The organism is Siminovitchia sp. FSL H7-0308 (assembly GCF_037980985.1).
GTDB lineage: Bacteria > Bacillota > Bacilli > Bacillales > Bacillaceae_C > Siminovitchia > Siminovitchia thermophila.
Genome location: NZ_CP150282.1, coordinates 3,975,931 through 4,002,279 on the forward strand (window position 1 = coordinate 3,975,931; position 26,349 = coordinate 4,002,279).

Consider the following 26,349-nt stretch of genomic DNA (forward strand, 5'->3'; position numbering starts at 1 on the left):
CCATAAGGTTTTGAAAGGTATTAAAAAAGAACTTCACCCCTAATTTGTAGAATTTTGAAGTGACCAAACCACAAAATCCGTTAGGAGGAAGTCACATTGTATATTCTACAAGAAAGTCTATTTTCTTTTGAGGAATTGCAAATATTAGAGTCAAAAGATAAATTGCCCATCTTTTTTGGTGTTCTTGACTTGCAACCTTATGCGAAACACTTAAAAAGTTCATACCCCAAGGGGCTGAAGGGCATTCCAAGAAAGGGATATTAAGGGCCCTTATGGCTGCCCCGCTGGAAGGCATCAGTACTTTTACCGGTCTGTATCATCGATTGGACAAAGATAAACGTTTCCGTTATCAATGTGGCCTGGATATCAGTCGGCCTGCCCCTTCCATCTCTACGCTTAGCCGGGTGTTTGCGTCACTGACCAAAACTGGACTGGCGATAAAAATACCGTTTTCTTTGTCAATTATCTCACCTTTTCTGGAGAAAAAATGTCATCCTCCTCTATAAAATACGTGCATTCCTGTCACTTAGTTTCATTTTTTAACTTGTAACTATAGACGAACAACTGTTTTATTTTACTTTTGCCAATTTAAATATGACAAAGCCTGTATACTGCTTGATAGCATTACACAGGCCTTTCCTTGTGCATATATGTTTTTTTACAGTCCAAATCAATGTCCTCATGGTGGATGTTTGATTTTAACCAGCTGCAGGATCTACTTTTCAAGCTCTTTGGCTTTTTCCTCAACTCCTTAAAGAGCCTTTCAGATTCCTCCAGAGAGGACTTATATGAAGCACTATAACTGATTCCGAGCAGTTCCTTATCATCGAGATTTAGTCATCAAAGCAATCTCCCCATTTTCTCCGTTGATATCAAGAGAGATGGTCGGATCATTATTGGTATAACCTTGTCCCTTCTGATCAATGAGGGAGTGCATGCCAAAATATTTCCGAGCGCCTCGGCCACTGGGATATAAAAACAACTATGAATGTATATGGACATGCTCTCAAAATGCGACGAAAAAATTGGATGACGCACTGTCGAACCAATAAAGAACAATGAAAATCATCATGAAACAACGTTTCGCAGTCAAAATGTCGGCAAATTGGGGTTGAGGAAAGAAAAAAAGCGACTCCCGGAATACCCGGGAATCGCATTATATCCGCTATTGTAAACGAAGCTTCCAGCCGGGCTTGAACCGGCGACCTCTTCCTTACCATGGAAGCACTCTACCTACTGAGCTATGGAAGCGTGGCTCCGCAGGTAGGATTCGAACCTACGACCGATCGGTTAACAGCCGATAGCTCTACCACTGAGCTACTGCGGATTGTATACGAATAGACAATTATTATTATAACCATTTTTAAAAATTATTCAAGCGGTTTTTATTAAACAACCGCCAGGCGAACGATTTATACTTTAGCAAGCCTTCCCGGGCTTGTCAACGTTTTTTTAAAATTTACCGCTCCCGCCTTACGTTTGCTCTTGGAAGTATATATTTTATACATTCCCGATGATCCGCAACACGCTTAAAAAGGGTGAACAACGTACGATACCGCTCTTCCATCGCCCGTTTCACAATTGGTTCAAGGTGAACATTTTTAAGATCGAATAAGATTTCATCCATTTCTCTCTTTAAAAGATAAATGATTTCCTCTTTTTCCATATCATTGATTAACATACCGTGCATGATGACACCCCGTCTATATTTTTGTATTTATAGCTATATCCAAAAACATTTTGATCATACTTATTTTTCTTGCCGCTTTCAGGCATATGCCCCTTTCATTCAAGCATAGATTGTACAAGGATGAATGAAAGAGGATGATGAGATGAACTTTTTTATCACGCTGAGCGGCAAACGGGTGAAGCAAGGCTTTTTTATTATCATTATTTCTTTTTTTACAGCCCTCTTTTACTTCTCGCAAGCATCCGTGCACGTACCGGTTTTGTCGGGAAAAGATGGTCCCAAAGCCATTTACAAAGGCGACAAAGGAATTGCTTTAACTTTTAACATTGGCTGGGGCGATGTCCAGGCGGAGCCCATTCTGGAAATATTGGAAAAAGAAAAGGTCGAATCCGCCACCTTTTTCCTGTCAGGTTCATGGGCGGAAAGGCATCCGGATCTTGTTGAAAAAATAAAGAACCTGGGCTATGAAATCGGAAGTTTGGGTTACGCGTATGAGGATTACACCGAGATCGAAGAAGAAAAAATACGCAGGGATATGGATCGCTCCATAGAGGTGTTGAACAAACTCGATGTAAAAGAAGTCAAATTGCTCCGGTCTCCGACAGGCCACTTTGACAAGCGATCGTTGCAAATCGCAGATGAATTAGGTCTTACCATCGTTCATTGGAGTCTAAATTCCCAAGACTGGAAAAACCCGGGTGTTCAAGCAATCGTGAAGGAAGTACAGAAGGCGAGAAAAGGAGACATTGTTTTAATGCATGCGTCTGATTCCGCTACCCAAACAGCGAAAGCGCTCCCTGAAGTCATTTCCATTATTCGCGAAAAAGGCGAAATGGTCACGATTTCCCATCTAATCGCTAACGGAAAGGTAAAAACAACCATTATTCCATAATGGCCTAATCCTTGGGGCATAATCAGCGCTCCCCATCGATAACCGAGAAAAAGCGAACCATCACGTCCGGTTCGCTTTTTTCTTTCCCGAAGGGGCTGGCTGTGCTTTTTGCCTTTTGGCAGCACGGCTGGCAATTTCTTTTTCGGATAATCGGTTATACTTGGGCAGGATCAACAATTGGTAGGCATTACAAGGAATGAGCGTAAAAATCATTAAATATAGCCAATTTTCTTCGTTTGTCCTTAAAACAGGCAACCATTCCATGATCGTGATGACGATCATAAAAAATAAAGCGGAAACAAATGTCGTTTTTGCGGTTGTTTTTGCTTTGAAATAAGCGGTGACAAGCCCTGCAGCCAAAATAAAAATGGCTAATCCAATATATGGAAGCAAGCTCTCCCCTTCGCTTGCAAATGATGAAAAGCGCAAATATACAAGATCAAACAAGACAACAATGATCAAGAAAATTTGGACCGCGTTCCATAATGAAAGCGACCGAAAAATGCCCAGGCCAAATTGATGAATAAATAAGTAGGCGAAAAAACCAACCTGACTGACAACACTAAATATAAAGCCAACACCAACCAGCCATATAAAAGTGGATAAAATGGCACCGATATCAAATTTTGTAAAATATGGCTGAAATTCATTCCAGCGAATGACAAAGCCTAAAATGCCGGTAATGATACCACCTAAAAAAAGCGTTGTAAAGAAAAATCGTAACCAATTTCGGATCGTCACTATCGTGTTCCTCCAACAAAAATCTTTATTACACCGATTTTAACAATGTTTTATACAAAATGCCATTGCCCGGTGGAATATGCATAAATTCTTCACAAAATCCCATATTAAAACTATCGGGAACATATTAAGAAAGGAGCGTTCCTCATGAGAAAGGGAGTCTTGTTGCTCCTGGTGTGCATTATCCTTTTCATTTCTGCATGTGGCGGAAATGAAATGGAGACAGGACAATTGGATTATGACCAAACTAAAAAAATGGTCGTTGATATACTCAAAACTGATGATGGAAAAAAAGCGATTAAAGATATTATGACAGATGAACAAGTACAACAGCAGTTCGTTATGGACCAAGCCGTCGTCACCGAAACGATCGAGCAGTCCCTCGCCTCCAAAAAAGCGGAAGACTTTTGGAAAAAATCACTTCAAGATCCCAAGTTTGCGGAAGCGATGGCCAAAGGAATGCAAAAGCAACACGAAGAACTGCTGAAATCATTAATGAAAGATCCGGAATATCAAAAGATGATGATCGACATCATGAAAGATCCAGCAACGCAAAAAGAGTTGGCTGAGGGCTTTAAAAGCCAGGAATTCCGCGAACATCTCCGAGAAGTTGTAACAGAAACAATTGAAAGCCCGCTCTATCAGGCCAAAATGCAGGAAATTATGATGAAAGCGGCAGAAGAGAAGAAAGGCGGCAATAAAAAAGATAAAGAACAGGGCGGCGGGGATAGCCAATAGAAAAACAGGCTGGGAACAAATGCTATAAAAATAAATAAACCGCATGAAATCAATTGTAAAAGCCTTGATTTCACGCGGTTTCATTTTCACACTTCTATAGGTTCGTTTTCAACTTATGTTGGCCTGTTTGATTGCAATCATGTTGAACTGGAAGTGGACATTCCTGTCATTATTTCCTTAGCTGCTGATTGATTTTCTCCGCGATTTCCCGGTAGATTTTACCTACCTTGTGGGTTTCATCATAAACAGATGGGGCAAAATCATCTTCGTTCCAGTCGGGCTGCTGCAAAGGCAGTTTTCCGAGGACTTCTGTTTGGAGTTCCTCCGCCAATTTTTCTCCGCCGCCACGGCCAAAGACGTATTCTTTTTCACCAGTCAGTCTGCTTTCAAAATAGGACATGTTTTCGATGACACCAATGATTTCATGCTTCGTACGTAAAGCCATTGCCCCGGCACGAGCTGCAACAAACGCAGCCGTTGGGTGCGGCGTTGTCACAATGATTTCTTTACAGCTAGGCAACATGGTATGGACATCGAGCGCCACATCGCCTGTTCCTGGCGGCAAGTCCAACAGCAAATAATCGAGGTCTCCCCACTCCACTTCCGTAAAGAAATTGTTTAACATTTTTCCGAGCATCGGCCCGCGCCAAATGACAGGAGCATTATCTTCAACAAAGAACGCCATCGATATGACCTTCACTCCAAAGCGCTCAACCGGAATAATTTTCTTGCCCCGAACAACCGGACGCTCTTCAATACCCATCATGTCCGGAACGCTGAACCCATATATGTCTGCATCAACGAGACCGACTTTTTTCCCTAGTCTGGCCAGAGCAACCGCAAGATTCACGGAAACGGTAGATTTTCCTACCCCGCCCTTTCCACTCGCAATCGCAATAAAAGTTGTTTTACTGTTGGGAGAAAGCAATCCACCGGGCTCTTCCCCGGGCATGTTTCCCGAAGCCCGGTGTTTCTCGAGCTCTTCTTGTGGCAGCTCAGTAAATCGAATGCCGACCGTTGCAGCACCTGCTTCTTTCAATACATCAACAATTTTTGTTTGAAGCTGAAGTTGCTCCGGTGTTCCTGTTTTGGCCAAAGCGATTTTCACACTAATATGCGCCTTTTCTTCCTTTACTTTGACCTCCACAATCCCATTTGTTTCTTCAAGCGTCTTATGTAAAAGCGGATCTTCCAACTTATTCAGTATATCTACTGCTATTTGTTCAGTAATCAAAGTTCGTCACCGTCCTTTTTCGTTTTGCATTCTTGTTTTAGTATAACACATCTGTCCTTTTCTCTTAGAAAAGACGCCCGCCAACAAATAAAACGAGTCTGGCACATAAGCAAATACGAAATAGCAAAAACCGAACAATTCATTTATAATTGTTCGGTTTATTGTGTTAAAAAAATCCCTATCATCGCTATGTCAAAATATTTCGCTTTCCGCAGGTCTCTTCAGCTTCCTCGGAAAGCAAAGGCCGCTTTCCTGCGGGATCTTCAGCTCGAGCTATTCCCGCAGGAGTCTACATATGTTGACTACGCTAAATGCTTGCGTATTATATACTAGGACCATTTATCCCGCATGTAAGATGCCGTAAGACTCCCACTTCAAAACCTTGAGTGAATATAAAAGGGCTAAGTGGGAGATAACGGCACCTAAATGCCCGATTGGTTCAACTAACATTCAGTAGGAGGTGAAAGAAAATGCCTACTGAATGAAGTTTCACTTTATTGTTCGTTTTTTCACAGCTGATTTAGTTGTGTCCCAGTCTCGCTCCTTTTACACATTAGTCTTCCAGCGTTTTTTCATTTGTAAAATACCGCATGATCCCCCTATAAATAGCGACCGCCACTTTTTCCTGATAATCATCTTGTTTCAGCAATTCCCGTTCCGTCGGGTTTGATAAGAAACCGATCTCCACCAACGCTCCCGGTTTGTTGGCATGCTTGATTAAATAGACATTTTGAATGATTTTGGCGTGCCGATCTGTATTTTCCAAACTTGTAATCAGTTCATCTTGGATAAATGTGGCCGCCCGTTTATTATCAACAAGATGAGGGGAATAAAAAGTTTGCGCCCCCCTCCAACGAGGGGACGGAATTGAATTTAAATGAATGCTGATGAACAAGTCTGCATCCGATTCATTAATCAACTTCAATCTCTTTTTTAAATCAGCTGTTTTCCTTTTGCTTAAGCCTCGGATGTCCGGATCGGCAAGATCGGTATCTTCCTCTCTCGTCATTAATACGAGTGCCCCCTGCTCCTGCAAATAATCCCTTAGCTTAAACGCCACATCTAGGGCGATCTCTTTTTCAACAGCGTCAGATCTTTCCGCGCCCCCGTCCGGCCCGCCATGGCCTGGATCCAAATAAATGATTTTTCCCGTCAACGGAAGACTCCACGAGTCAAACGAATCTTTCGGAAAGAACTCGTATTGAATAATTAAAAACAACAAACCGGCCGCAATGGAAAGCAAGATAATCTTCGCCCTCTTCCTCATGGAACCTCCCCTTCCGCCATCCTTTCCTCATCAAAATATATGGGACAAGGACTGGGATTAGTACACCTTCCAGCCATGATCCGGAAAAAAATATGCGAATTTTATGATTCCTTCCATCAAAGGTAGTATAATAGCAAACACAAGCAAATACCTTTCCATAATGGAGTGATGAAAAATCAAGATCGTAATCGCCCCCGACTCATTTAAAGGCAGCGTTACAGCCATAGAGGCAGCGCTGTCCATTGAAAAAGGGATAAAGAATGTATTTCCCCAGGCGGAAACCAAGCGAATTCCCGTCGCCGATGGCGGAGAAGGCACGATGGAAACCCTTGTGGCAGCCACCAACGGCCATAAAGTGCCCGTTACGGTTACAGGCCCTTTAGGCAAACCCGTCGAGGCTTTTTTCGGTGTGCTGGGCGACAAAGAAACATGCATCATTGAAGTGGCTTGCGCATCCGGCCTAAATGTAATCCATTCTTCCGAACGAAACCCCTTGGCTGCAACAACGTTTGGCACTGGAGAATTAATTAAAAGGGCACTGGATGAAGGATACAGGAAGTTCGTATTGGCGATCGGCGGTTCCGCCACAAACGATGGCGGAGCCGGAATGCTTAAAGCACTCGGTATGCAATTATTGGACAAGTCCGGAAAGGAAATCGGCTGGGGAGGAGGAGCTTTAGGCAAAATTCACGACATTCAAATGGAGCGCTTTGACAAACGCGTATCTGAAAGCCGCTTTTTAATTGCCTCTGATGTTGAAAATCCACTTATAGGAAAGAACGGCGCCTCCCATGTGTTCGGGCCGCAAAAAGGAGCGACAGATGAAATGGTGCAAATACTCGACCAAAACTTGACCCGCTGGGCGGATGTCGTAGAACAGGCTACAGGTGTCAGGATGCATAATATGCCGGGTGCTGGTGCTGCCGGAGGAATCGGAGGCGCTTTTCAAGCTTTTTTTCCATCTATCATAAAAAGAGGAGTGGATGTCGTTCTTCACTATTCTAAACTGGGTGAACACCTGAAAGGAGCCGACCTTGTGATCACGGGGGAAGGACAGGTCGATTTTCAAACAGCATATGGAAAAACACCGATGGGAGTCGCCCAAACAGCAAAAGAGCATCATGTTCCAACCATTATTCTTGCCGGCACTGTAGGCAAAGGCATAGAGACGCTTTACCAATATGGAGTCATCGGGATTTTTAGCATTCTGAACCGGCCGATGGACTTGGAAAGTGCAATGCAGCAGGCGCGACCGTTATTGGAAATAACCGCGGAACAAGTTTGCCGCACGTATTTTTATGATAAAAGTACATAAATAGGGCGGATATAATGTCGGGTCGCTTCTTCTTACAAAAAATGGGACTATCTAAAAAATGTCTACCCGACTTTTCACTTGTAAGATTCTCATACATCTGAAGGAATAACCGAAAAAAAAGTCATCAGGCCCGATGGAAGTTAAAAGGCGTCCAATTAGGCGATTTCTCGGCTTTGGATGCCCTTCTCTTCATTTTAAAAAATACAACCTGGACATCCCCCACGACAAGAAACGAAATTTGATACAACGAGGCTGCTTATTCAGACCTGGAAAATTATGTGCTCAATCAAATGTACTTCCACACATCAACAAAATTTTTCAACACTCGTATAGACAGGCAAAAGCTTGACCAAACGCACTTATAAAATGAAGCGCCCGGGTACAATCAAAAAAGGAAAGCGAGCCACCGCCTTCCCTTTTGTATACCTTTAAACGTTTGATAACAACAATTTCCTTTCTTGTAAATACCGTTCAAACACATCGCTCGCCACCGGCTTGCTGAACAAATAACCCTGTCCTTGATTACAGCCTTCTTTTTCGAGGAAGTGAAGCTGACTTTTGCTCTCTACCCCTTCCGCCACGACGTTGATGCCCAGTGTTCTTGCCAGCACTAAAATGGCTTCAATGATAGCTTGGCTTTCCTCACTGTTTTGAATATCCCGGACAAACGTAGAATCGATTTTTACCGTATCAATGGGAAGATGTTTAATATAGCTAAAGGAATTATATCCCGTTCCAAAATCATCTATCGAAATTTGAACGCCAAAATCTCGGATTTTTTGCAAGATGTCCGCCGCATTTTCCAAGTCTGAAAGAATGGATTCAGTTACTTCTATTTCCAGCCATTGGGGATCGAGTCCCGTTTCAGCCAAAATTTGCTGAATAGTGCCAAGTAAATTTGTTTGCTCCAGCTGACGGACAGATATATTCACCGAGATGGTTAACGGAGGATAGCCCAGGTCCTGCCAACTTTTGTTTTGCTTACACGCTTCCCGAATCACCCACTCGCCAATCGGAATAATTAAACCGGTCTCTTCGGCGATTGGAATAAACTTGTTCGGCGGGATCATCCCAAGCTCGGGATGGTTCCAACGGACGAGAGCTTCCATTCCAATTAATTCATTGTTGGAAAAATCAAGTTTCGGCTGATAATCGAGATGAAATTGCTCCTCTTTCACAGCTTTCGTCAATTCATTTTCCAACATAATTCGCTCAAGCGACTTCTCTTCCATTTCATGCTTAAATAAGGCAAAACCGCTTCTTCCCCGCTCCTTGACAGTGTACAAGGCGGTATCTGCCCTCTTTAGCAAGTCATCCGCATTCCGCCCATTTTCCGGATATAAAGCGATGCCGATGCTGCACGAAAGGTACAATTGTTCCCCAGGTATTTGAATAGGTTCCTTAAACTTTTGTTGAATCTTTTCCGCGATCGCTTTTACCATTTCTACATCCTCGATTTGAGGAAGTATGACGGTAAATTCATCCCCGCCCAGGCGCGCGACCAAATCCGTTGATCTTAGGGCTTGTTTGATACGCTGGGCGGCCTCAATCAAAATATAGTCGCCCATATCATGTCCAAACGAATCATTAATATATTTAAACCGATCCAAATCAATAAATAAAATAGCGAGTTTATCCTGTTTGTTGAGACTGGAAATAGCCTTATCCAAATTGTTCATAAAGAGCCTGCGGTTTGGCAAATCCGTTAGTGTATCATGATAGGCCAAATGGTAAATCTTTTGTTCCCAGTTCTTTCGATCGGTCATATCACGCGTTGCGAATAACAGCTTCTTGATTAAACCGCCCTCATTCGTTATCGCACTTATTTTTGTCTCGGCAAAAATAACTTTACCGTTCGCGGCTTGTAAACGAAATTCCATAATGGAGGAAGATTTCTGTTTATCGACAAGCTTTCGCACCTCATTTTTAATAAGATCCCGATCTTCCGGATGAATCCAGTCATATAATTTGCCGCTTTTTTGTTGTGACCTGTCCATTCCAACTACCGCTTGGTGAGACGGCGATACATATAAAAAATTGCCTTCCGGATCAATCGTGGCAATTAGATCAAGCGAGTTTTCGGTGATTAAACGGTATCTTTCTTCACTTTTCCGAATACTTTCTTCCATCTGCTTTCGAAGCGTAATATCATTGCGAATGGCAATATAACGGTGCGGCTTTCCTTGATCGTTTAAAAAGGGAACAATCGTCGTATCAACCCAATAATACGTGCCATCCTTGGCCTTGTTTTTAATTTCCCCGTGCCAAACCTGCCCAGAACCGATCGTTCTCCACATGTCTTTAAAAAATTCCTTTGGGTGAAAGCCTGAATTGAGAATCCGGTGATCCTGCCCCATCAACTCCTCTCGTTCATATTTGGAAATTTTACAGAGCAGATCGTTAACATATATGATTGTGCCTCTTTTATCCGTTATTGCCACGATTGAAGATTGATCAAGAGCATACTTAATATCGGCGAGTTCCTTTACGACTCCATCAGTTGTTTGTCCATGCAGCATTTCGAGAATTTGAACGTTATTTTCTTGATCCATAATGACAATGCCCCAATCCTAATATTTTACTTGATTTGATTTGATCATATCACGGCAACTATGTCAAAATTTTCGTTCTTTCTGAAACGCTTTTGTCAAAGCCCAGGCAAAAGACCGCTTTTCCTTGGTAATATGCACAAGCGGCTCGTCATGAAAATATGTCCTTGGCAAAAAGGAAGCCATCGTATTCTGATGAATGAGAGCCTTCGTTTCGCTTATCCGCCATCTGTCATGGTGAATATCCCCTCTATATAAATGATTTCCTATCTCCGTAAAAAAGCAGTATCTTTCATATAGCCAAAAGGCCAAGCTGTTTTCCTGCGGAATAAAAAAATCCGTAGCCTGTTCATAACTAACAGAAAATGTCTCCTTCTTTCTGTTGCTTCGAAAATGGAGCGTATTTCCCTCTTCTTCCATTTCAATCGAAGCATGCCGATAAGGAAGAGAAGCTCCCAGCCGGCCACCCCAAACAGGAATCCGCTTATTGGCATCCAGACTAAAAAAGTAAACGCCGGGGGTCCCTTTATAAGTCACATATGTCCTTACATTCATTTCCAGAAAGGAGTGAATAAAGGGAGGTGAAGGCAAACCCCGCATCCTCGCATTTGTTACCTGAAAGGGGATGATGCCGATCCAGCCAGTTCCATTATATAAATGGATATCTAAAGTAGACGGGACATGCTTTCTCAAAATCCTTGATGAAACAGGCCAGTGGCAAAATAGCAAGTTATGCCATGTTTGTGTCATAAGCCATCGAGTTTGGGGTAAAGGAAACGGACGTTGGGACGTTTCTAAAAACTCATCATACAATCAAGAGCGCTCCTTTCCACATACTTCTGTTCTTATGTATTCCCGCGAATAGTTTGCCATACACCCTATTTGGCTGATTCATAAGGAGTAGGAATCACTTACAAATATTTCCTATCTGTTTGCGGCAACAGACAGAGTGAAAAAACGCCATAATTCAAGAGATTATTGTTGATTATGTGAGACGTTTTCCTTTCAGAGACCGATCAAACATAATTTCCATTTTTTGGTATTTTTCTTTACAAATTTCGTGTCCCTAAGTATAATGGATGCTGGTGCTGTTAGACAGCCTGTATATGAAAGGAAGTAGATAGATTGAAAAAGAAATACCGAATATGGACGAAGCCTTTTATCAGTTTATTTTGTTCAAATTTATCCGTGTTTATCATTTTTTATGGATTGGTCTCTACATTGCCACTTTACGCTGTTGGGGCCTTAAATAAAACCGATCAAGAGGCGGGCTTATTAATGTCGATCTTTTTGCTGTCCGCTATCATCGTCCGGCCGTTTACCGGAAAAATGTTGGACACTGCCGGCAAAAGAAAAATGTTATGGATGAGTCTCGGCTTCTATTTGCTTTGCACAATCGCCTATTATTTTATAAAACCATTCCAGTGGCTGCTTGTTCTCCGTTTTATACATGGAATTTGGTTCAGCGTTGTGACAACAGCGTGCGGAGCCATTGCGGCTGATCTTGTCCCTCCGGCAAGAAGAGGAACAGGTCTCGGTTATTTTACAATGTCTACGAATTTGGGCGTCGTGCTTGGCCCGCTTATTGCCCTGTTCCTCATCCAAACATACTCATTTGATGCATTATTCATCATACTCAGCCTGTTAATGATCGTTGGTGCGCTTTTGTCCTTATCGATCCCCGACAAAAGCCAGTTTAAACCAGTGAAAACGAAAAAGAAGTTTTCATTTAATGATATTTTTGAATCAAAAGCGATTCCTGTCGCATTTCTTGCATGTTTGATCGGATTATCCTATGCAAGCATTTTATCCTATTTGTCGATCTATGCTCAGAGTAAAAGCTTGCTGGGCTTAACAAGTACATTTTTCCTAGTATTTGCCGTTGTCATGTTGCTGGCAAGGCCATTTACTGGGAGATTATTTGATATAAAGGGGCCCAACTATATTCTTTTCCCGGGATTGATCTTATTTATGATGGGATTTGTTGTATTGGCCAAAATGCACTCTGGCACAATGTTTTTATTAGCGGGTGCTTTCGTTGGTCTGGGTTACGGCGCACTTATTCCAAGCTTGCAGACGCTTGCCATTCAGTCAACAAATATCAAGCGGAGCGGATATGCGACCGCCACCTTTTACACGTTTTACGATGTGGGAATTGCCGCAGGATCCTATATATTCGGTATCATCGCCGCTTCCTATAGCTATGAAGCGATTTACTTGCTTTCTGGTGCACTTGTTTGCGTTGTGCTGTTATTGACTCTGTACCTGAAGCCGAGGAAACAAACCGAAAAGGTGATGAACGAAGCAGAAAGTGTTTAAGCGCAGCGATATGAAGTGAATGGGGCAGTGGCTTCAGTGTAAGTTCCTGTTCAGAGGCCGCAATCCGGACTTTAAGGAGTGGTAGGGAAAGTGCCGGGTTCAGGCCGATCCTGACCCAAGGAAGAGCGGATGCAATGTCCCACAATACATGGTAAAAGCAGCCGTAGCCAAGAAACAAAAACATCCGAAACGTGAGCGTTTAGATCCAGCCTTTTTTTTTCGCCAAGGTGATGGCTTCAATTTTATTTTTCGTATTGAGCTTTTGAAAGATTTCAGACATGTAATTCCGTACTGTTCCCGAAGACAAAAACAACTCGCTGGAAATTTCTTTTGCCGTCTTCCCGGATGCCGCCAGCATTAATATTTCCTGTTCACGCTTCGTTAACGGATTATCTTGGCGGTATGAGTTCATGACAAGCTCATCATCAAATTCCCGCTTTCCTCGCATCACCCTCCTTATGGATTCCGCCAAATCATTGACAGAGCCATCTTTCAACAAATACCCATGTACACCGGCTTTTACCGCCCTTTCAAAATATCCGGGCCTGGCGAAAGTGGTCAAGATGATCACCTTGCAGGGCGAACCGCCTTCCTTCAACTCATCTGCTACATCGAGACCGCTTTTAAGCGGCATTTCAATATCCAGCAAACAAATATCGGGTTGTAGCTTCTCAATCAGCCGGACGGCTTCTTCCCCATTTTCCGCCTGTCCGACAATTTCCATATCGTCTTCAAAATCCAATAACGAACCGAGTGCTCCCCTGAGAATCCCCTGGTCTTCCGCAATCACAATGCGAATCATATGACTGCCCCCTCCTCATCTTGTTTCATGACAATCGGCACTTGCATTTTGACTGTCGTTCCGGCATTGGACTGAATAGTTAATTTTCCATCAATCAAACTCAACCTTTCCTTCATGCCACTCAATCCATTTCCATTCATGTTCTGTTGATCGATGCCACCCCCGTCATCCTGCACCGTAATCGTTATCTTGCCACGACCTCTTTCAATATAGACGGTGCAATGTTTCGCTTTACTATGCTTCACAATATTGGTCCCCGCTTCTTTCAGGCACATGCCCAAAATATTTTGTTGCAAAAGCGGGATGTCCGCAACATCCTCTTCCCCTTTTACGATAAATTGCATTCCGGCCGCATTGATAATCCGCTGCATATCCGCCAGCTCTTCCTTAATCGTAATGGCCCGCATACTGGAAACAAGCTCCCGTACTTGGCGCAATGCTGATCGAGACGTGATTTCTATTTCTTTCGCCTCCGCCTTCGCGCGAATCGGGTCTTTTTCAGAGAGCCGTTGTACAAGCTGGCTTTGAAGTGTAATAAGGGAAAGTGTATGACCGAGAGTATCGTGCAGGTCCCTGGCAATTCTGACCCTTTCCTCTCGCTTAATCAATACCCTTATTTGCTCATTCGCTTCGTCAAGCTGCTTCTCCAACTCCATTGACTTGTTCATGGAACGAAGGCCAAACGGCGACACGAGCATAATGGCGACAAACGGCAGAAAGTATAAAGTGTTAATCCCTTGAACGATTGATATGGCCACACCGATCGCCAAGGCTGTGGCCAGTCCTATTAAGCCTATATAAAATTCCTTTTTATGCTTAAACCATCCAATAAAATGAGCCGAAAAAAATCCCAAAAAGAGATGATATGGACTGTACCATAAGGTTAAAAAAATCATCGTAATGATTTGCACAACCAACCAAAACGTGAATGTTTTTTGCGTGTCAAGCTGGATGTATAACTGTCTGTAGGTGATGAGAAAAAGCAAAAGCAGTCCCCAGCCCAGTAGCGCTTTCCAGCCTTCCGTTCGGGATATATAATAAGCCGGCATCATCAAATATATTAAGAAAATATATGGAAAAAATCCGTACCTTTTCGGAAAAATTTCGAAGGTCCTGCTCATTTTTACACCGCTTCCTGTCTCCTTCTTATATAAGTAGATAATATCATAAACAAAACGAGGTAAGCTGCTAACATGACAATATTCATCCAATCAGGCGCATTTCCCCGAATGATGGACCAAGCGCCGTTCCCAAAGTGAAAAGCGGGAAGGGATTTACCAATCCATTGAACCACTTCCGGCATTATGTCGATCGGCATCCACATGCCGCCTGTAATCGCCAAGCCCATATAAAGGATATTGCTTACGCCAACGGCCGTATCCACTCTTTTCATCGTGCCGATTAAAACACCCAACCATAGGAAAGGAAGCGAACCAAGCAATATCCACCCGCCACTCAAAAGCCATTCTCCCACTGAAAGGGTAACTTTGTTAACCAGAGCTCCCGCTGTAAAAATCACCAGAATCGAAAACACATGAACAATTGTCTGGCCGACAATTTTAGCGGCAAAATACGTATAGCTTGATAGGGGAGTAACCCGCATAAAAGTCGTCCACCCCTGCGCTCTTTCTTCCACCAACCGGATTCCCAGCGTCATAATCGAACTTCCCATCACACTGAATGCCGTCATCGACATGAGAAAGTGGGCATTCAATACAGGGTCATCTTTTGTTACATTCATTACTTTTGTAAAGACGAAATAAAATAAAATTGGCATGGTCAGCGACCAAAAAATATAATAAGGATTACGGAACATCCGCAGCATTTCCGCCTTGCTTTGTTGTATGAATATATTCATTTAGACAGCCTCCCCTTGTGATTTAGTCAATTGTTCAAAGGCTTCTTCTAGCCTTCCTTTTTCCACTCGAATATCTTTCACATGCAGATTTTCCTTATAAATCATGGACAAAACAGAGTCCGTATCATCCGTCACGATGTGCATGCGCCCTTCTTTTTCAGTCACTTCTGTAACGAAAGACAATTTGAGAAAACGTTCTTTGGAAATATCCTCGCCAGCAACGAAAGAGACAGATTGTTTCGTCATTTTCCTTTTAATCTCTGCCGTTTTTCCGTCGGCGATAATATGGCCCTCCTTAAATAAAATCATTCTCTCCGCATAATCATCCGCTTCCTGTAAATAATGCGTTGTAAAAATAATCGTTTTCCCCTCCCGGGCAAGTTCTTTGACGGTTTCCCAAAATATCCGGCGTGACGAAGTATCCATCCCGACCGTCGGCTCATCAAAAAACAATAAATCCGGATTGCCTGCTAAGGCCAAAGCAAAAGCCACTCTCCGCTTTTGACCGCCCGACAATTTTTCCGTCCGCTTTTCCAAATCTCCCTTTTCAAGCCCCGTCAACTGAATGAGATGATTCATCGGCAGCGGGTTGGGATAATATCCTCTAAATAGCTTAATCAATTCCTTCGCCTTCAAACCATCCATCAAACTCACTTCCTGGAGCATGACACCTATTCTTTCCCGAACCGCTTTACTTTTCGGATCTTTGTGAAAAATAGCCGCTTTCCCTTCTGTCGGACGAAGCAAGCCGAGCAGCATCAGCAGCGTCGTCGTTTTACCTGCCCCATTCGGCCCCAGAATCGCCACTACCTCACCTTTTTGAATCGAAAAAGAAACCCCATTTACTGCTCTTTTCTCATTGAATTCTTTTACTAATCCATCCACTTCAACAATCGTACTCAAATCCCTCACCCCCGGTTATCTTACCTTTATTGTAATCTGTGGCTTTCAGGTTTATCAGTAGCTTCTGTCATGGCTTTAAGTGACAAATGTCATGAGAGCGCTTAACTGACTAAAGGAAAGGGATGACTTTATGTAAACGGCGACAATCTAGCTTGTCCATACTGAATGAGAAAGCCTAGCAATTCGATCACAATAGAGGTTTATAAAATGGCTCTCACTCGCATGTGTCCTTGGGAGACATAAAAAAACTCTTATTTGCTTCGCAGAACAAATAAGAGCAGATAGATCGATTTCTATTTTTATAAAGAGAAAGACTGCTAGACCTTCGATTTATCAAACAAAGATGTTGAATTAAAATGCTTTCGAGGCACATACTTTTTAGGACGATTGAATTAATGGAATCAGCTTCTGCTGTTCCACATCAATCAATCCCTTATCTGTAATTCTAATGTGCGGAGTGACTGTAAGCGCTAGAGAAGAGAGTGCCATGGCAGGCGCCCTTCTACCGACCGCAATTCCCATTTCCAATGCTTTCTTTGAAAAATAACCCACTTTTGGCGCAAGCTGCTCAACTGGTTCCGGAGCCATTAATCCTGCGACCGGAAGCTCTACCTTCGCTATTACTTCCTTCCCTCGCACAAGGCATAACCCGCCTCCGCACGCTTCCAAACTTCTTGCGGCAAGCAACATGTCAGCCGCATTTGTACCAACGACAACAAGATTGTGGCTGTCATGTGCCACAGTGGTAGCATAGGCGCCATCCTTCAGTCCCGCTCCTTTCAACACGCCCACGAATGGTTTCTTCCCTTGCCCATGGCGTCCTGTCACTGATACGAAAATATGATCAGGAGGAAGCGTCCGAACTTTCCCTTCATGCACTTCCGCCTCTACCGTCCCCTGAACAGTCGTACCGTTAGATGTGACCTCCATGGTCGTTAATGTTACGCTTCCCTGACGAATAGGAGCATGTATGACAAAGTCGTCTTCACTTAGCTGGGGAAGGCGAACAGTGTTTTTAAGCAAAGGCGGTATAGAACTGGTAATGTCGGTCGTTAGCTCTCCTTCAGACACGAATTGCTTACCTCCAACGTACACATCGCAAACATCCATTGTTTCTAATGACTCTACCAGCACCAAATCGGCCAACCTGCCTGCCGCAATCGCCCCTCGTTCCTTCAGACCAAACCGTATGGCGCCTCCAAGTGTGGCATACCGTATAGCTAATGGTGCCGGTATACCTTCCTCGATCGCGCGGCGAACCACCCGATTCATCTGTCCATTTTGGAGCATGTCATTCGGCTCGATGTCATCCGTACACATCGCAATATTCAGCGCATGTGGCACCGTTTGCCACGCTTTGGCTGCTACATCGGCAAACTTGCTGACACTCGATTCTCGAATGTAGACCATCATGCCAGAACGCAACTTCTCCAACACTTCATCATCACTGCGACATTCGTGATCCGAATTTACGCCAGCAGCAAGATAGGCCTGGAGTTGACGCCCGGTCACCCTTGGAGCATGCCCTTCATTCAGTACATTTTTCTCTAAACCGGCTTGTACGATTTGCGCCATTCTGGGGTGCTGATGAATCACGCCCGGATAATCCATTATTTCCGCCACTCCCACGACATTGGGAAGACTGAGAAGCTCAGAAATATCTTCTGCTTTGAACTCCGCTCCCGCTGTTTCCACACCTGGAACAGCCGGGACACAAGATGGGATCGTCGTCAGAATATGGACTGGCAGCCCCCGGCTCGCTTCCACCATATACTTCACACCTTCGACGCCCATCACATTGGCGATCTCATGCGGATCGACTACCGCCACTGTCGTGCCATGGCGCAGGACTGCCCGCGCAAACATGTCAGGGGGAACCATCGTACTCTCGATATGGACATGTGAGTCTATGAAGCCGGGCATCGCATATAAGCCGTCAGCATGCACTTCTTTCTTTCCTTCCATCCAAAACTGCGGCCGCCCGGCTTCATAACGGGCGACGGCCGCAAAGCGGTCAGATTTTATCCCAATATCAGCCCGATATATTTCGGCGGTAAATACGTTAATAAGTTGAACCGACCGAATAACAAGATCCATTTGTTTATCCCCTCTGGCTGCAGCAACAATTGCTTCACGTGAGTGATTCATATTTCATGTACTCCTTTCATGTTCATCCTGTTTAATCGATTATGCCCTTATGATCAAGCCAAGGTAACAAAATAAAGGATAAGCGGGATTAGCAATACGTATAGACCCGGATGGACTTCCTTGTGTCGGCCTGATAGGCTTTTTACCAATACAAACGCAATAATACCCGCGGCAATGCCATTGCCGAAGTTAAAGGTAAAAATCGTCACAACAATTGTCATGAATGCAGGCAACGATTCTGTCGCATCGCCGAAATTTACATTTTGGACGGACGATAACATCATTAACCCGATCAAAATCAGTGCTGGTGCGGTTGCTTCTTTTGGAATAATCATAATCAGCGGAGTGACAAATAATGTAGACAGAAACAACAAACCTGTTGTGACAGCCGTGAGACCGGTACGACCGCCCGCCTCCACTCCTGCGGCCGATTCCACATAAGTGGTGATAACCGGAACGGATAATAAAGAACCCAACGTAGTTCCGGATGCATCCACGAGGAACGGCCTGTCAATTTGTGGCAAATTCCCGTCTTTATCAAGCATGCCGCCTTTTGATGCCACCCCTAGCAATGTTCCCAGCGTTGAAAAAAAATCAGGTACGAAGAAAGCAAGAATGAATGGAAAATAGGCGAGCTGAATGGCATCCGATATATTTAATTGCATGACTATAGGGGCAACGCTTTCCGGCAAAGAAAAAATAGAGCTTGGAAGTTCAGTAATTCCCATCGGGATGCCGATAAGGGTCGTCACAACGATGCCAATCAGCAAGTGGCCCCTCGTTTTTCTCGCCAGCAAGACACTCATAATCAAAAACCCCAATAACGCCAAAATGGCATTCGGTGAGCCAATGTCCCCAAGGGTGAGCGAATTGGAGGATTCACTGGCCACGACCAGCCCTGCGTTTCTAAAGCCGATCAAGGCGATAAAAAGACCGACACCGGCACCAATAGATAGTTTGATCGCCGGCGGCATGAGCCTTACAATAAGCTTTCTCAACCCTAAAATTGTAAAAAGTAAAAAAAGAATACCTGAGATAAAGACCATGCCCATGGCTGTTTGCCAAGGAATATGTTCAGTAGAGACGAGCGTGACAGCGAGAAAAGCCACCGATCCGAGCCCTGGAGCCAGTGCAAAAGGACGATTACTAAAAAATCCCATGGCGATCGTTGTGAGCCCCGTCATTAAAATGACTGCAACCGTAATCGGCCCTTTGGGCATTCCTCCCTCCTCCAGTATGCCCGGTACGACCACCAACACGTACAGCATTGTCACAAATGTTGTCAATCCGGCAATTGTCTCCGTTCGCCAATCGGTATGATGTGCCGATAGCTTAAACAAACGTTCGGCAGAAGTTCTCAAGCTGCTCAAAACGATACCTCCCTATGATGTTTATCTTTGCATACTTCAAATGAATCGATTCTCCTTTCCGCGGTAAAATGAAAAAAAGCGCTCTTGTGTAGACGGTTCGTCTAACAAGAGCACTTTTTTTGTAAACAAAAAATCGTGCCACCTGTATGAAACTTTTCTTGCTCTCTCTCTTAAGAATAGATCAAAAGAGATCGATTATTGTATTTGATTGTCGTTAAGTACAACAATTGTAAAAGCTAATTGCGTTTTTGAATCATAATCCCTCAATATGGCCTCAACATGTAAACCCATCGTTTTTTCCAGCTTTTCTTTTACACAAGTCTTAAAGATATTCGACAATTGATAATCAACCTTATTCTTGAGGTGCGGCGACTCCTGCTCTAATATAATAGAGCGTTGTGCACGTCGATGCTTGGCTCGAAATATGATTGTATCATCGTCAACAACAATTTTTAATGACAGCGTTCCAACGCCCAATATTTGTTTGGAAACTTCATTATAAATATGGTAAAGCTGTTTCTTATTGTTTGCCGTATCTCCCAAATACACATTATCACCTTATATCATCAACCTTAATTAAGAGAAATATCGCGACATCCATTTATAATTGCCGTATACATGGAGGGAACAGCAAAAGTGTATATGTTAAGGTACTGCATAACGAAAAATCACCTTAAGAATGAGCCATACCCTCCGCATTTAATTGCTTTCGGTTAGTATGATACTATAAAACTAACTTTAAAAAGTCAATACTCATTTTCATGAAATGCCGATATTCCCCTTGTTGGATCAACTTTTTATTTACGATGATAGGGCAGATGAAAAATTGTTTAGAACATGCACTGGAAGTTAATCCTTTACCTGCTTCCTTGTAAGCATCATGCCATCATACCAACAAGTGATTGAATACAAAGCGAGAACAGCCGATTGTTTTAACTTTTGGATAGGTACGGAATAGATGTATGCTTTAGTGACTAAAAATGTGTTTCAAATCACTTTATTTTTTAATGGAAGATGAAGACCAGCAACACTTGTTCTGATTGAGTCTTCGCTATAAAAAACTATCAAAATGAGCATCTTTTAGCAAATGCCTGACCGACATTCATCTCGAACCTATCTTTAGGCTACATTTTTCACAAACTTGAGGAGAGAGTCTTCTGTCGGAAATTGATACATTTCATATAAGCACCTCCGAATCAACCAATAGAAGCCAAGTATATACTTGAGGTTTCTATGGAATGGGGAGTGGGAGATTTTTTGTGAAGAAAGAATATGTGAGCTGTACAAATGATACATACTATCTTGCTTCAGCACCTCGGAATTTCCCGCGGAATACCATGTCAGTCTGGTTTCCTTTTAATGGTTCGAAGTTTTCGTCCAGTCGGGTTGGACCACACGGCATCGTTTGTTCACTGGCCTACACCGGACAAACCGACCAGATACCAGTGTTTTTACCTCATGAGGAGCGGGTTTTTCCTCAACCGAGCTATTGCATATACTTTTGATTGAAAAGATTTCCCCCATCCCCGTTTTCAGACTCATCCAACCCATCAAGCATTGCCGAAAGTCCGCATTCCTCAGTCCGTAAATTTGCCAAGCGATTTTATTGAATACCACTCACCAAGACGTCCTCGGTTACTCCCGTCTTCACATACTATAAAAAACGAAAAAACGGTGGAGAAAACAAATGCGTCTTCTCCACCGTTCCCATTACAAAGAAGGGGAATGAATTTTTCTTTTGGCCATACATTTTGATAACAGGCCATGGGTTGGCGATAACACGAAAACAAGTGCAAAAATAAGTCCCCCGGCAGTAGCCATCGCGCCGGCAATGGACACATTTAATAAAGTGGCGCTGTAATAACCGATGACCGCGCTGAGAACTCCCACTAAAGCACTGAGCCATAACATGACATGCAGTTTATCTGTTAACAAATAAGCGGTTGCTCCGGGAACGATGAGCATGGCAACGACCAAGATTGCCCCGACGCTGTCAAATGAAGCAACGGTCGTCAAGGAAACCATCCCCATCATTAAGTAATGGATAAACAAGACAGGTATCCCGATCGCCAGTGCCATCTGAGGATCAAACGACGCAATTTTAAATTCTTTGTAAAACAAGAAGATGATCAAGATATTAATGAATAATACGGTTCCAAGCATCCAGACAGCTTTCGGACCGATGTTCATGCCATTAATTGTGACGGTATCCCATGGGGTGAAAGTAATCTCGCCCATGAGCGCATGATTGACATCCAAATGCACGTTGCCGGCATACATCGAGATGAGAATGACTCCAACAGCGAAAAGAGAAGTGAACACAACCCCGATCGCCGCGTCCGATTGTACGCCACTTGAATTCAAGAGCTGGACGAAAAAGGCGGTTAGCAAGCCGACAACCGTCGCGCCTATAAGCATATATATTCCGTCAAGTGATTGGCTGATAAGAAAAGCGAGTACGATACCAAGAAGCACCGTATGGCTAATAGCATCCGCAAGCATCGCCATCTTACGCAATATGAGAAAGCATCCAGTGATTCCACATGTAATGCCCACCAGAGAGCCTGTCAAAATAATCCATGCTTCATAGCTCATTTACGGCCTTCCTCTCTTTTATGTGATGTTGATTGTTCAGTAACATGGGTTCACGCCCATATTGGCTCAATTTTTCTTTGAGCTTTGTCATGATTTGAGGAGGCAACTTCTCCATGTCTGTGCGAATGTCCTCAACATCCGGAACAGCGAATTCCCGCTCATGCATTAAATATACCTCGTGCAAACGATGGTTCAATGTATATTCATGCGCCACAGTTAATCCTTTGTTTGTCAGCATATAACGGTTCTCCCCCGCCGGTTTTATATAACCCTCTTTTTCCAACCGTGTGATAGCCTGATTGAGAAAATAGGTTCCGAACGGGCGCCGCTCATTGATTTGCTCAACCGTAAATGAATAAACGTTTTTGTCATTCGTTTTTTCATATAACTCATATAAAGAAATCATGACATATTCTTTTGCTGTTTGTTTTTTAACTTGAATGTGTTTTAAAGCTTTGGAAATAAGCCCTCTTCTTGGAGCGCAAAGCAAAGAGAAGAGGAAAACAACCGTTGCGGCCACTACGATAATTGGCCCTGTAGCCATTTTTTCCGCCATGGTGCTTAACAGAGTGCCGCATATCCCGGATATTCCGCCAATCGCCCCTGATAGAAGCACCATTGTACTGAGCTTATCCGTCCAGTATCTTGCGGCAATGGCAGGTGTGATCAGCATGGCGGACATTAAAACAACCCCAACTGCCTGAATTCCGATCACCACGGCTCCAACAATGAGGACCATCAACAAGCCATTCATCCATTTGACCGGCATCCCGATGCCTTGTGCAAATTGCGGATCAAAGCTCAACAGCTTAAATTCTTTAAAGAAAAGTGCCGTAATGAACAGCAGAACAATTGCTGATATGGCAATAAAAGTTACATCACTGCCGACCAAAGAGGCTGCCTTTCCAAAAATAAAAGCATCCAATCCACTTTTGTTCCCTGCTGGAGACTGGGTAATCCGTGTTAATAGAACAATCCCGAATCCAAAGAAAACAGAAAGGATAAGCCCGATGGCAGTGTCTTCTTTAATCCGAGATTGTTTGGAGATCACTTGAATACAGTACGTCGCCAAAAGCCCAGCCAAAGCGGCGCCCAATAAAAAAATCGGCATCGACTTTTCCCCGTACAGCATAAAAGCCAAGCAGACACCGGGTAATGCGGCATGCGCCATCGCATCTCCAATTAAGCTTTGCTTTCTGAGCAATGCGAAGCTGCCTAGCACCCCGCTTGCAATTCCAAGCAGCAAGGTGCCGAAAAGCACCCACTGGGTATTGGCATCCATAAGCAATCCCAACAATTCTTGAGCCACAATTTTTCCTCCTTTATTGCTCGACTAATGCTGTCCCTTTTTTAAGAAAAGCAAGCCGGCCGCCGTATGTTTTCTGCAAATTCTCCACAGTAAACACACTTTCTGTTGGACCTGCTTCAAGTAAGCGTTTGTTGACAAGCAATGTCCAATCAAAATATTCCGGGACAGTCTGTAAGTCATGGTGGACGACGAGTACCGTCTTTCCTTGACTTTTGAGTTCGTCCAAAAGCGTAATGATCGCCTTTTCCGTCGCGGCATCAACACCAACAAACGGTTCATCCATAAAATAAATCGTTGCGTCCTGCGCCAACGCTCGAGCGAGAAACACCCGCTGTTGCTGACCGCCCGACAATTGACTGATTTGTCTGCCCGCATAAGCCGACATACCTACTTTATCGAGACATTCTTCGGCAAAAGCGGTATCTTTCTTCGAAGGTCTTTTAACCCAACCGACATGTCCGTACCGCCCCATTAACACAACGTCCAGCGCATTGGTCGGGAAGTCCCAATCCACTTCTCCGCGCTGTGGCACATACCCGACCAATTTCCTTTGACTCCGATACGGTTTGCCATAAATTTCAACTGTCCCGCTTGCTCTTGGCACAAGTCCCAAGATGGCCTTAATCAAAGTAGATTTCCCCGCGCCATTAGGGCCCACAATACTGATCAGTTTCCCTTCAGGCACCGAAAAGCCGACCTCCATTAAGACAGGCTTCTTATGATACGCAACAGTGATATTTTCAACTTTCAGCGGTTCCATCCTTTAGTCGCTCCTTTATTTTAAAGCATCCTTGATTGTGTTGATATTGTGCTTAAACATACCGATGTATGTCCCTTCCTCGGTTCCTTCCTCACCCATGGCGTCAGAATACAATTCTCCGCCGATTTCAACATCATGTCCTTTTTCTTTCGCGCCTTCCACAACGGCATTGATTGACCTTTCTGAGATGGAACTTTCAACAAATACCGCTTTTATTTCACGCTCGACCAAGACATTTACAATGTTCTGGACGTCTTTGATTCCGTATTCCGATTCTGTGCTCAATCCTTGAAGCCCTTTTACTTCCATGCCGTACGCATTTCCGAAATAAGTGAATGCATCATGCGCTGTGACAAGAACCCGGCTTTTTTCGGGAATTTCATGAAGGCTTTCTTTCGCCCAAGCATCAAGTTCCGTCAATTCTTGTTTATAATTTTCGCCGTTCTCTTTAAATTCATCAGCATGATCCTTATCCACTTCGCTTAAACCTTTCACTACTTCATCCACTGCATACTGCCAAAGTTCGATATCAAACCATACATGCGGGTCAAACGCATCTTCCCCTTCCCGGATCAAGCTCTCTTCAGGAACCCCTTCAGCGACCGCGTGGGTTGGCTTTTCTTTGTTCATCTTTTCGAAAATTTCCCCCATTTTCCCTTCCAAGTTAAGACCGTTATAGAAAATGATGTCCGCGCCATTCAACTTTCCGATATCTTGTTGTGTCGCCTGATACAGATGCGGATCTGTTCCCGGCCCCATCAAACTTTCGGCTTCAACATGCTCTCCGCCGACATTTTTAACAATATCCCCAATTTGGGCAGTCGTGGAAGTCACTTTCATTTTGTCTTGTCCCTCGCCTTTCTTTTCTGCTTCTGTTTTGGAACTGCCTTCCGAACATGCTGTCATGAAGACAAGAATAATGAATGCTGTTAATGCAAGTAATCGTCTTTTCATTTCTATCTCCTTTTCTCCATTAATTTTCCTCATCACCAAAATGTTTCCATAGGCAAAATTAAACGTTACTAAAACTTTACTTTACACTTCTGTTTCCCGTCAACAATTTTTTTGGTATAGGGAAAATTTTTATATATTTTGATATGTTGATAAGTCCAAAATGAAGTTCCTTATTATGATGAAAAAGTTATTGCGAACTGGAGTTATCCACATCTCTTTCCGAAATTTGGTGGTTCATTTCTTCCACAAATCATATTATGTAGTATAATGATAATTAGAAAAATTTCGTATTTAAATGAAGGGGGATATCAATATGGAACACATTACTCACGCCATTCAAGATGATTACCCGGATGAATTCGCCCATTGTTTCGGATGTGGGAGGTTAAATGAGGCCGGACACCATATTCGAACGGGGTGGCAAGAAACAGAAACAGTGACCATTTATGAGCCAAAAAAGGAACATATGGCTATACCCGGATTCGTGTACGGCGGCTTGATCGCCTCCCTCATTGATTGCCATGGAACAGGCTCCGCGGCGCTTGCTTTACATAGAAAAAATGGCCATGAGCCCGGGAGCGGACACGAGCCTCCCCGCTTTGTAACAGCCTCTTTGCAAGTTCAATATGTGAAACCAACACCGCAAGGCGTACCATTAAAAGCGGTCGGGAAGGTCGAAGAAATTCATCCGAAGAAATATAAAGTACATGTGGAGGTTTTTGCGAAAGATACGGTTTGTGCAACAGGCGAAGTCGTTGCTGTCGTCATGCCGGATACTTTTAAAAAATGACTGAAAAAAGCATCCTTTCCCGGGATGCTTTTTTTACAAATACAACTTAAGTTCGTAAAGGAAACTATGGGTTATCCACATGAAAAATGCGTGTTGTGGATAACAGGAACCTCAT

25 protein-coding genes and 2 tRNA genes are annotated in these 26,349 nt (G+C 43.5%); 7 read left to right on the plus strand and 20 right to left on the minus strand.

What is annotated here, in order from left to right:
• Positions 1 to 96 precede the first annotated feature (96 nt).
• Positions 97 to 264: a hypothetical protein gene (locus MHB50_RS18610; RefSeq protein WP_321189701.1), complete on the plus strand. Its 168-nt coding sequence runs from the start codon at positions 97 to 99 to the stop codon at positions 262 to 264.
• Positions 265 to 272: 8 nt separating this feature from the next.
• Entirely contained in the window at positions 273 to 506 is a 234-nt protein-coding gene (locus MHB50_RS18615; protein WP_321189702.1) for a transposase, read from the plus strand.
• Between the two features lie 672 nt (positions 507 to 1,178).
• Here the strand turns inward: MHB50_RS18615 and MHB50_RS18620 are convergent.
• The 3 genes from MHB50_RS18620 to MHB50_RS18630 all read right to left on the minus strand — a co-directional run bounded on the left by MHB50_RS18620 (position 1,179) and on the right by MHB50_RS18630 (position 1,690).
• Positions 1,179 to 1,251, minus strand: a tRNA-Thr gene (locus MHB50_RS18620).
• 1 nt (position 1,252) lies between these two features.
• Positions 1,253 to 1,327: transfer RNA gene (locus MHB50_RS18625), tRNA-Asn, on the minus strand.
• A 132-nt stretch (positions 1,328 to 1,459) separates the two neighbouring features.
• A complete protein-coding gene (locus tag MHB50_RS18630) occupies positions 1,460 to 1,690 on the minus strand; it encodes a hypothetical protein (RefSeq protein ID WP_077113877.1) in 231 nt (76 codons plus the stop codon).
• Between the two features lie 142 nt (positions 1,691 to 1,832).
• Between MHB50_RS18630 and MHB50_RS18635 the strand changes: the two genes are divergently transcribed.
• Positions 1,833 to 2,582 carry a polysaccharide deacetylase family protein gene (locus MHB50_RS18635; RefSeq protein WP_077113878.1) on the plus strand — a complete coding sequence of 250 codons (750 nt, stop codon included), beginning with the start codon at positions 1,833 to 1,835 and terminating at the stop codon, positions 2,580 to 2,582.
• Positions 2,583 to 2,642: 60 nt separating this feature from the next.
• Here the strand turns inward: MHB50_RS18635 and MHB50_RS18640 are convergent, their stop codons facing one another.
• Positions 2,643 to 3,323 (minus strand): KinB-signaling pathway activation protein, encoded by a 681-nt coding sequence (locus tag MHB50_RS18640; protein WP_077113879.1) that lies wholly within the window; start codon positions 3,321 to 3,323, stop codon positions 2,643 to 2,645.
• 147 nt (positions 3,324 to 3,470) lie between these two features.
• Between MHB50_RS18640 and gerD the strand changes: the two genes are divergently transcribed.
• Complete coding sequence (gerD, locus tag MHB50_RS18645) at positions 3,471 to 4,061, plus strand: spore germination lipoprotein GerD (RefSeq protein ID WP_077113880.1); 591 nt, start codon at positions 3,471 to 3,473, stop codon at positions 4,059 to 4,061.
• A 169-nt stretch (positions 4,062 to 4,230) separates the two neighbouring features.
• On the opposite strand, the gene MHB50_RS18650 is transcribed toward gerD, so the two are convergent.
• The 3 genes from MHB50_RS18650 to MHB50_RS18660 form a co-directional block, all read right to left on the minus strand.
• The gene (locus MHB50_RS18650) at positions 4,231 to 5,295 is read right to left on the minus strand and encodes an Mrp/NBP35 family ATP-binding protein (protein ID WP_077113881.1); all 1,065 of its coding nucleotides are present in this window, start codon (positions 5,293 to 5,295) and stop codon (positions 4,231 to 4,233) included.
• Positions 5,296 to 5,848: 553 nt separating this feature from the next.
• Positions 5,849 to 6,562, minus strand: coding sequence for an N-acetylmuramoyl-L-alanine amidase CwlD (gene cwlD / locus MHB50_RS18655; RefSeq protein ID WP_340084516.1), 714 nt, complete (start codon positions 6,560 to 6,562; stop codon positions 5,849 to 5,851).
• A 57-nt stretch (positions 6,563 to 6,619) separates the two neighbouring features.
• Positions 6,620 to 6,880, minus strand: a complete 261-nt coding sequence (locus tag MHB50_RS18660; RefSeq protein ID WP_340084518.1) for a hypothetical protein — start codon at positions 6,878 to 6,880, stop codon at positions 6,620 to 6,622.
• On the opposite strand from MHB50_RS18660, the gene MHB50_RS18665 reads away from it, so the two are divergent.
• On the plus strand, positions 6,786 to 7,877 hold the full coding sequence (locus tag MHB50_RS18665) for a glycerate kinase (RefSeq protein WP_340085368.1): 1,092 nt from the start codon (positions 6,786 to 6,788) through the stop codon (positions 7,875 to 7,877). The two genes, MHB50_RS18660 and MHB50_RS18665, sit on opposite strands and share 95 nt — an antisense overlap.
• 428 nt (positions 7,878 to 8,305) lie before the next feature.
• Here MHB50_RS18665 and MHB50_RS18670 read toward each other — a convergent pair whose 3' ends face one another.
• On the minus strand, positions 8,306 to 10,429 hold the full coding sequence (locus MHB50_RS18670; protein ID WP_340084520.1) for an EAL domain-containing protein: 2,124 nt from the start codon (positions 10,427 to 10,429) through the stop codon (positions 8,306 to 8,308).
• A 63-nt stretch (positions 10,430 to 10,492) separates the two neighbouring features.
• Positions 10,493 to 11,119, minus strand: coding sequence for a DUF2071 domain-containing protein (locus MHB50_RS18675; protein ID WP_340084522.1), 627 nt, complete (start codon positions 11,117 to 11,119; stop codon positions 10,493 to 10,495).
• A gap of 432 nt (positions 11,120 to 11,551) precedes the next feature.
• Here MHB50_RS18675 and MHB50_RS18680 point away from each other — a divergent pair, with 432 nt between their 5' ends.
• Positions 11,552 to 12,745 carry an MFS transporter gene (locus MHB50_RS18680; RefSeq protein WP_339165229.1) on the plus strand — a complete coding sequence of 398 codons (1,194 nt, stop codon included), beginning with the start codon at positions 11,552 to 11,554 and terminating at the stop codon, positions 12,743 to 12,745.
• A 199-nt stretch (positions 12,746 to 12,944) separates the two neighbouring features.
• On the opposite strand, the gene MHB50_RS18685 is transcribed toward MHB50_RS18680, so the two are convergent.
• The 11 genes from MHB50_RS18685 to MHB50_RS18735 all read right to left on the minus strand — a co-directional run bounded on the left by MHB50_RS18685 (position 12,945) and on the right by MHB50_RS18735 (position 25,444).
• Complete coding sequence (locus MHB50_RS18685; protein WP_339165230.1) at positions 12,945 to 13,547, minus strand: response regulator transcription factor; 603 nt, start codon at positions 13,545 to 13,547, stop codon at positions 12,945 to 12,947.
• On the minus strand, positions 13,544 to 14,668 hold the full coding sequence (locus MHB50_RS18690) for a sensor histidine kinase (RefSeq protein ID WP_077113888.1): 1,125 nt from the start codon (positions 14,666 to 14,668) through the stop codon (positions 13,544 to 13,546). The genes MHB50_RS18685 and MHB50_RS18690 overlap by 4 nt, the downstream gene beginning before the upstream one ends.
• Before the next feature lie 2 nt (positions 14,669 to 14,670).
• A complete protein-coding gene (locus tag MHB50_RS18695) occupies positions 14,671 to 15,405 on the minus strand; it encodes an ABC transporter permease (RefSeq protein ID WP_077113889.1) in 735 nt (244 codons plus the stop codon).
• Complete coding sequence (locus MHB50_RS18700; RefSeq protein ID WP_077113890.1) at positions 15,406 to 16,308, minus strand: ABC transporter ATP-binding protein; 903 nt, start codon at positions 16,306 to 16,308, stop codon at positions 15,406 to 15,408.
• A gap of 378 nt (positions 16,309 to 16,686) precedes the next feature.
• Entirely contained in the window at positions 16,687 to 18,456 is a 1,770-nt protein-coding gene (gene ade / locus MHB50_RS18705; protein WP_077113891.1) for an adenine deaminase, read from the minus strand.
• A 53-nt stretch (positions 18,457 to 18,509) separates the two neighbouring features.
• The gene (locus MHB50_RS18710) at positions 18,510 to 19,826 is read right to left on the minus strand and encodes an NCS2 family permease (protein ID WP_205179785.1); all 1,317 of its coding nucleotides are present in this window, start codon (positions 19,824 to 19,826) and stop codon (positions 18,510 to 18,512) included.
• A 195-nt stretch (positions 19,827 to 20,021) separates the two neighbouring features.
• Complete coding sequence (locus MHB50_RS18715) at positions 20,022 to 20,375, minus strand: Na-translocating system protein MpsC family protein (protein ID WP_077113892.1); 354 nt, start codon at positions 20,373 to 20,375, stop codon at positions 20,022 to 20,024.
• A 1,161-nt stretch (positions 20,376 to 21,536) separates the two neighbouring features.
• On the minus strand, positions 21,537 to 22,421 hold the full coding sequence (locus MHB50_RS18720) for a metal ABC transporter permease (protein WP_077113893.1): 885 nt from the start codon (positions 22,419 to 22,421) through the stop codon (positions 21,537 to 21,539).
• Positions 22,411 to 23,730 carry an iron chelate uptake ABC transporter family permease subunit gene (locus MHB50_RS18725; protein ID WP_253191945.1) on the minus strand — a complete coding sequence of 440 codons (1,320 nt, stop codon included), beginning with the start codon at positions 23,728 to 23,730 and terminating at the stop codon, positions 22,411 to 22,413. Before MHB50_RS18725 ends, MHB50_RS18720 begins: the two co-directional genes overlap by 11 nt.
• Positions 23,731 to 23,743: 13 nt before the next feature.
• A complete protein-coding gene (locus MHB50_RS18730) occupies positions 23,744 to 24,490 on the minus strand; it encodes a metal ABC transporter ATP-binding protein (protein ID WP_077113894.1) in 747 nt (248 codons plus the stop codon).
• 15 nt (positions 24,491 to 24,505) lie between these two features.
• Complete coding sequence (locus tag MHB50_RS18735) at positions 24,506 to 25,444, minus strand: zinc ABC transporter substrate-binding protein (RefSeq protein ID WP_077113895.1); 939 nt, start codon at positions 25,442 to 25,444, stop codon at positions 24,506 to 24,508.
• A 313-nt stretch (positions 25,445 to 25,757) separates the two neighbouring features.
• On the opposite strand from MHB50_RS18735, the gene MHB50_RS18740 reads away from it, so the two are divergent.
• Complete coding sequence (locus tag MHB50_RS18740; protein ID WP_077113896.1) at positions 25,758 to 26,234, plus strand: PaaI family thioesterase; 477 nt, start codon at positions 25,758 to 25,760, stop codon at positions 26,232 to 26,234.
• The last annotated feature ends 115 nt before the right edge of the window (positions 26,235 to 26,349 follow it).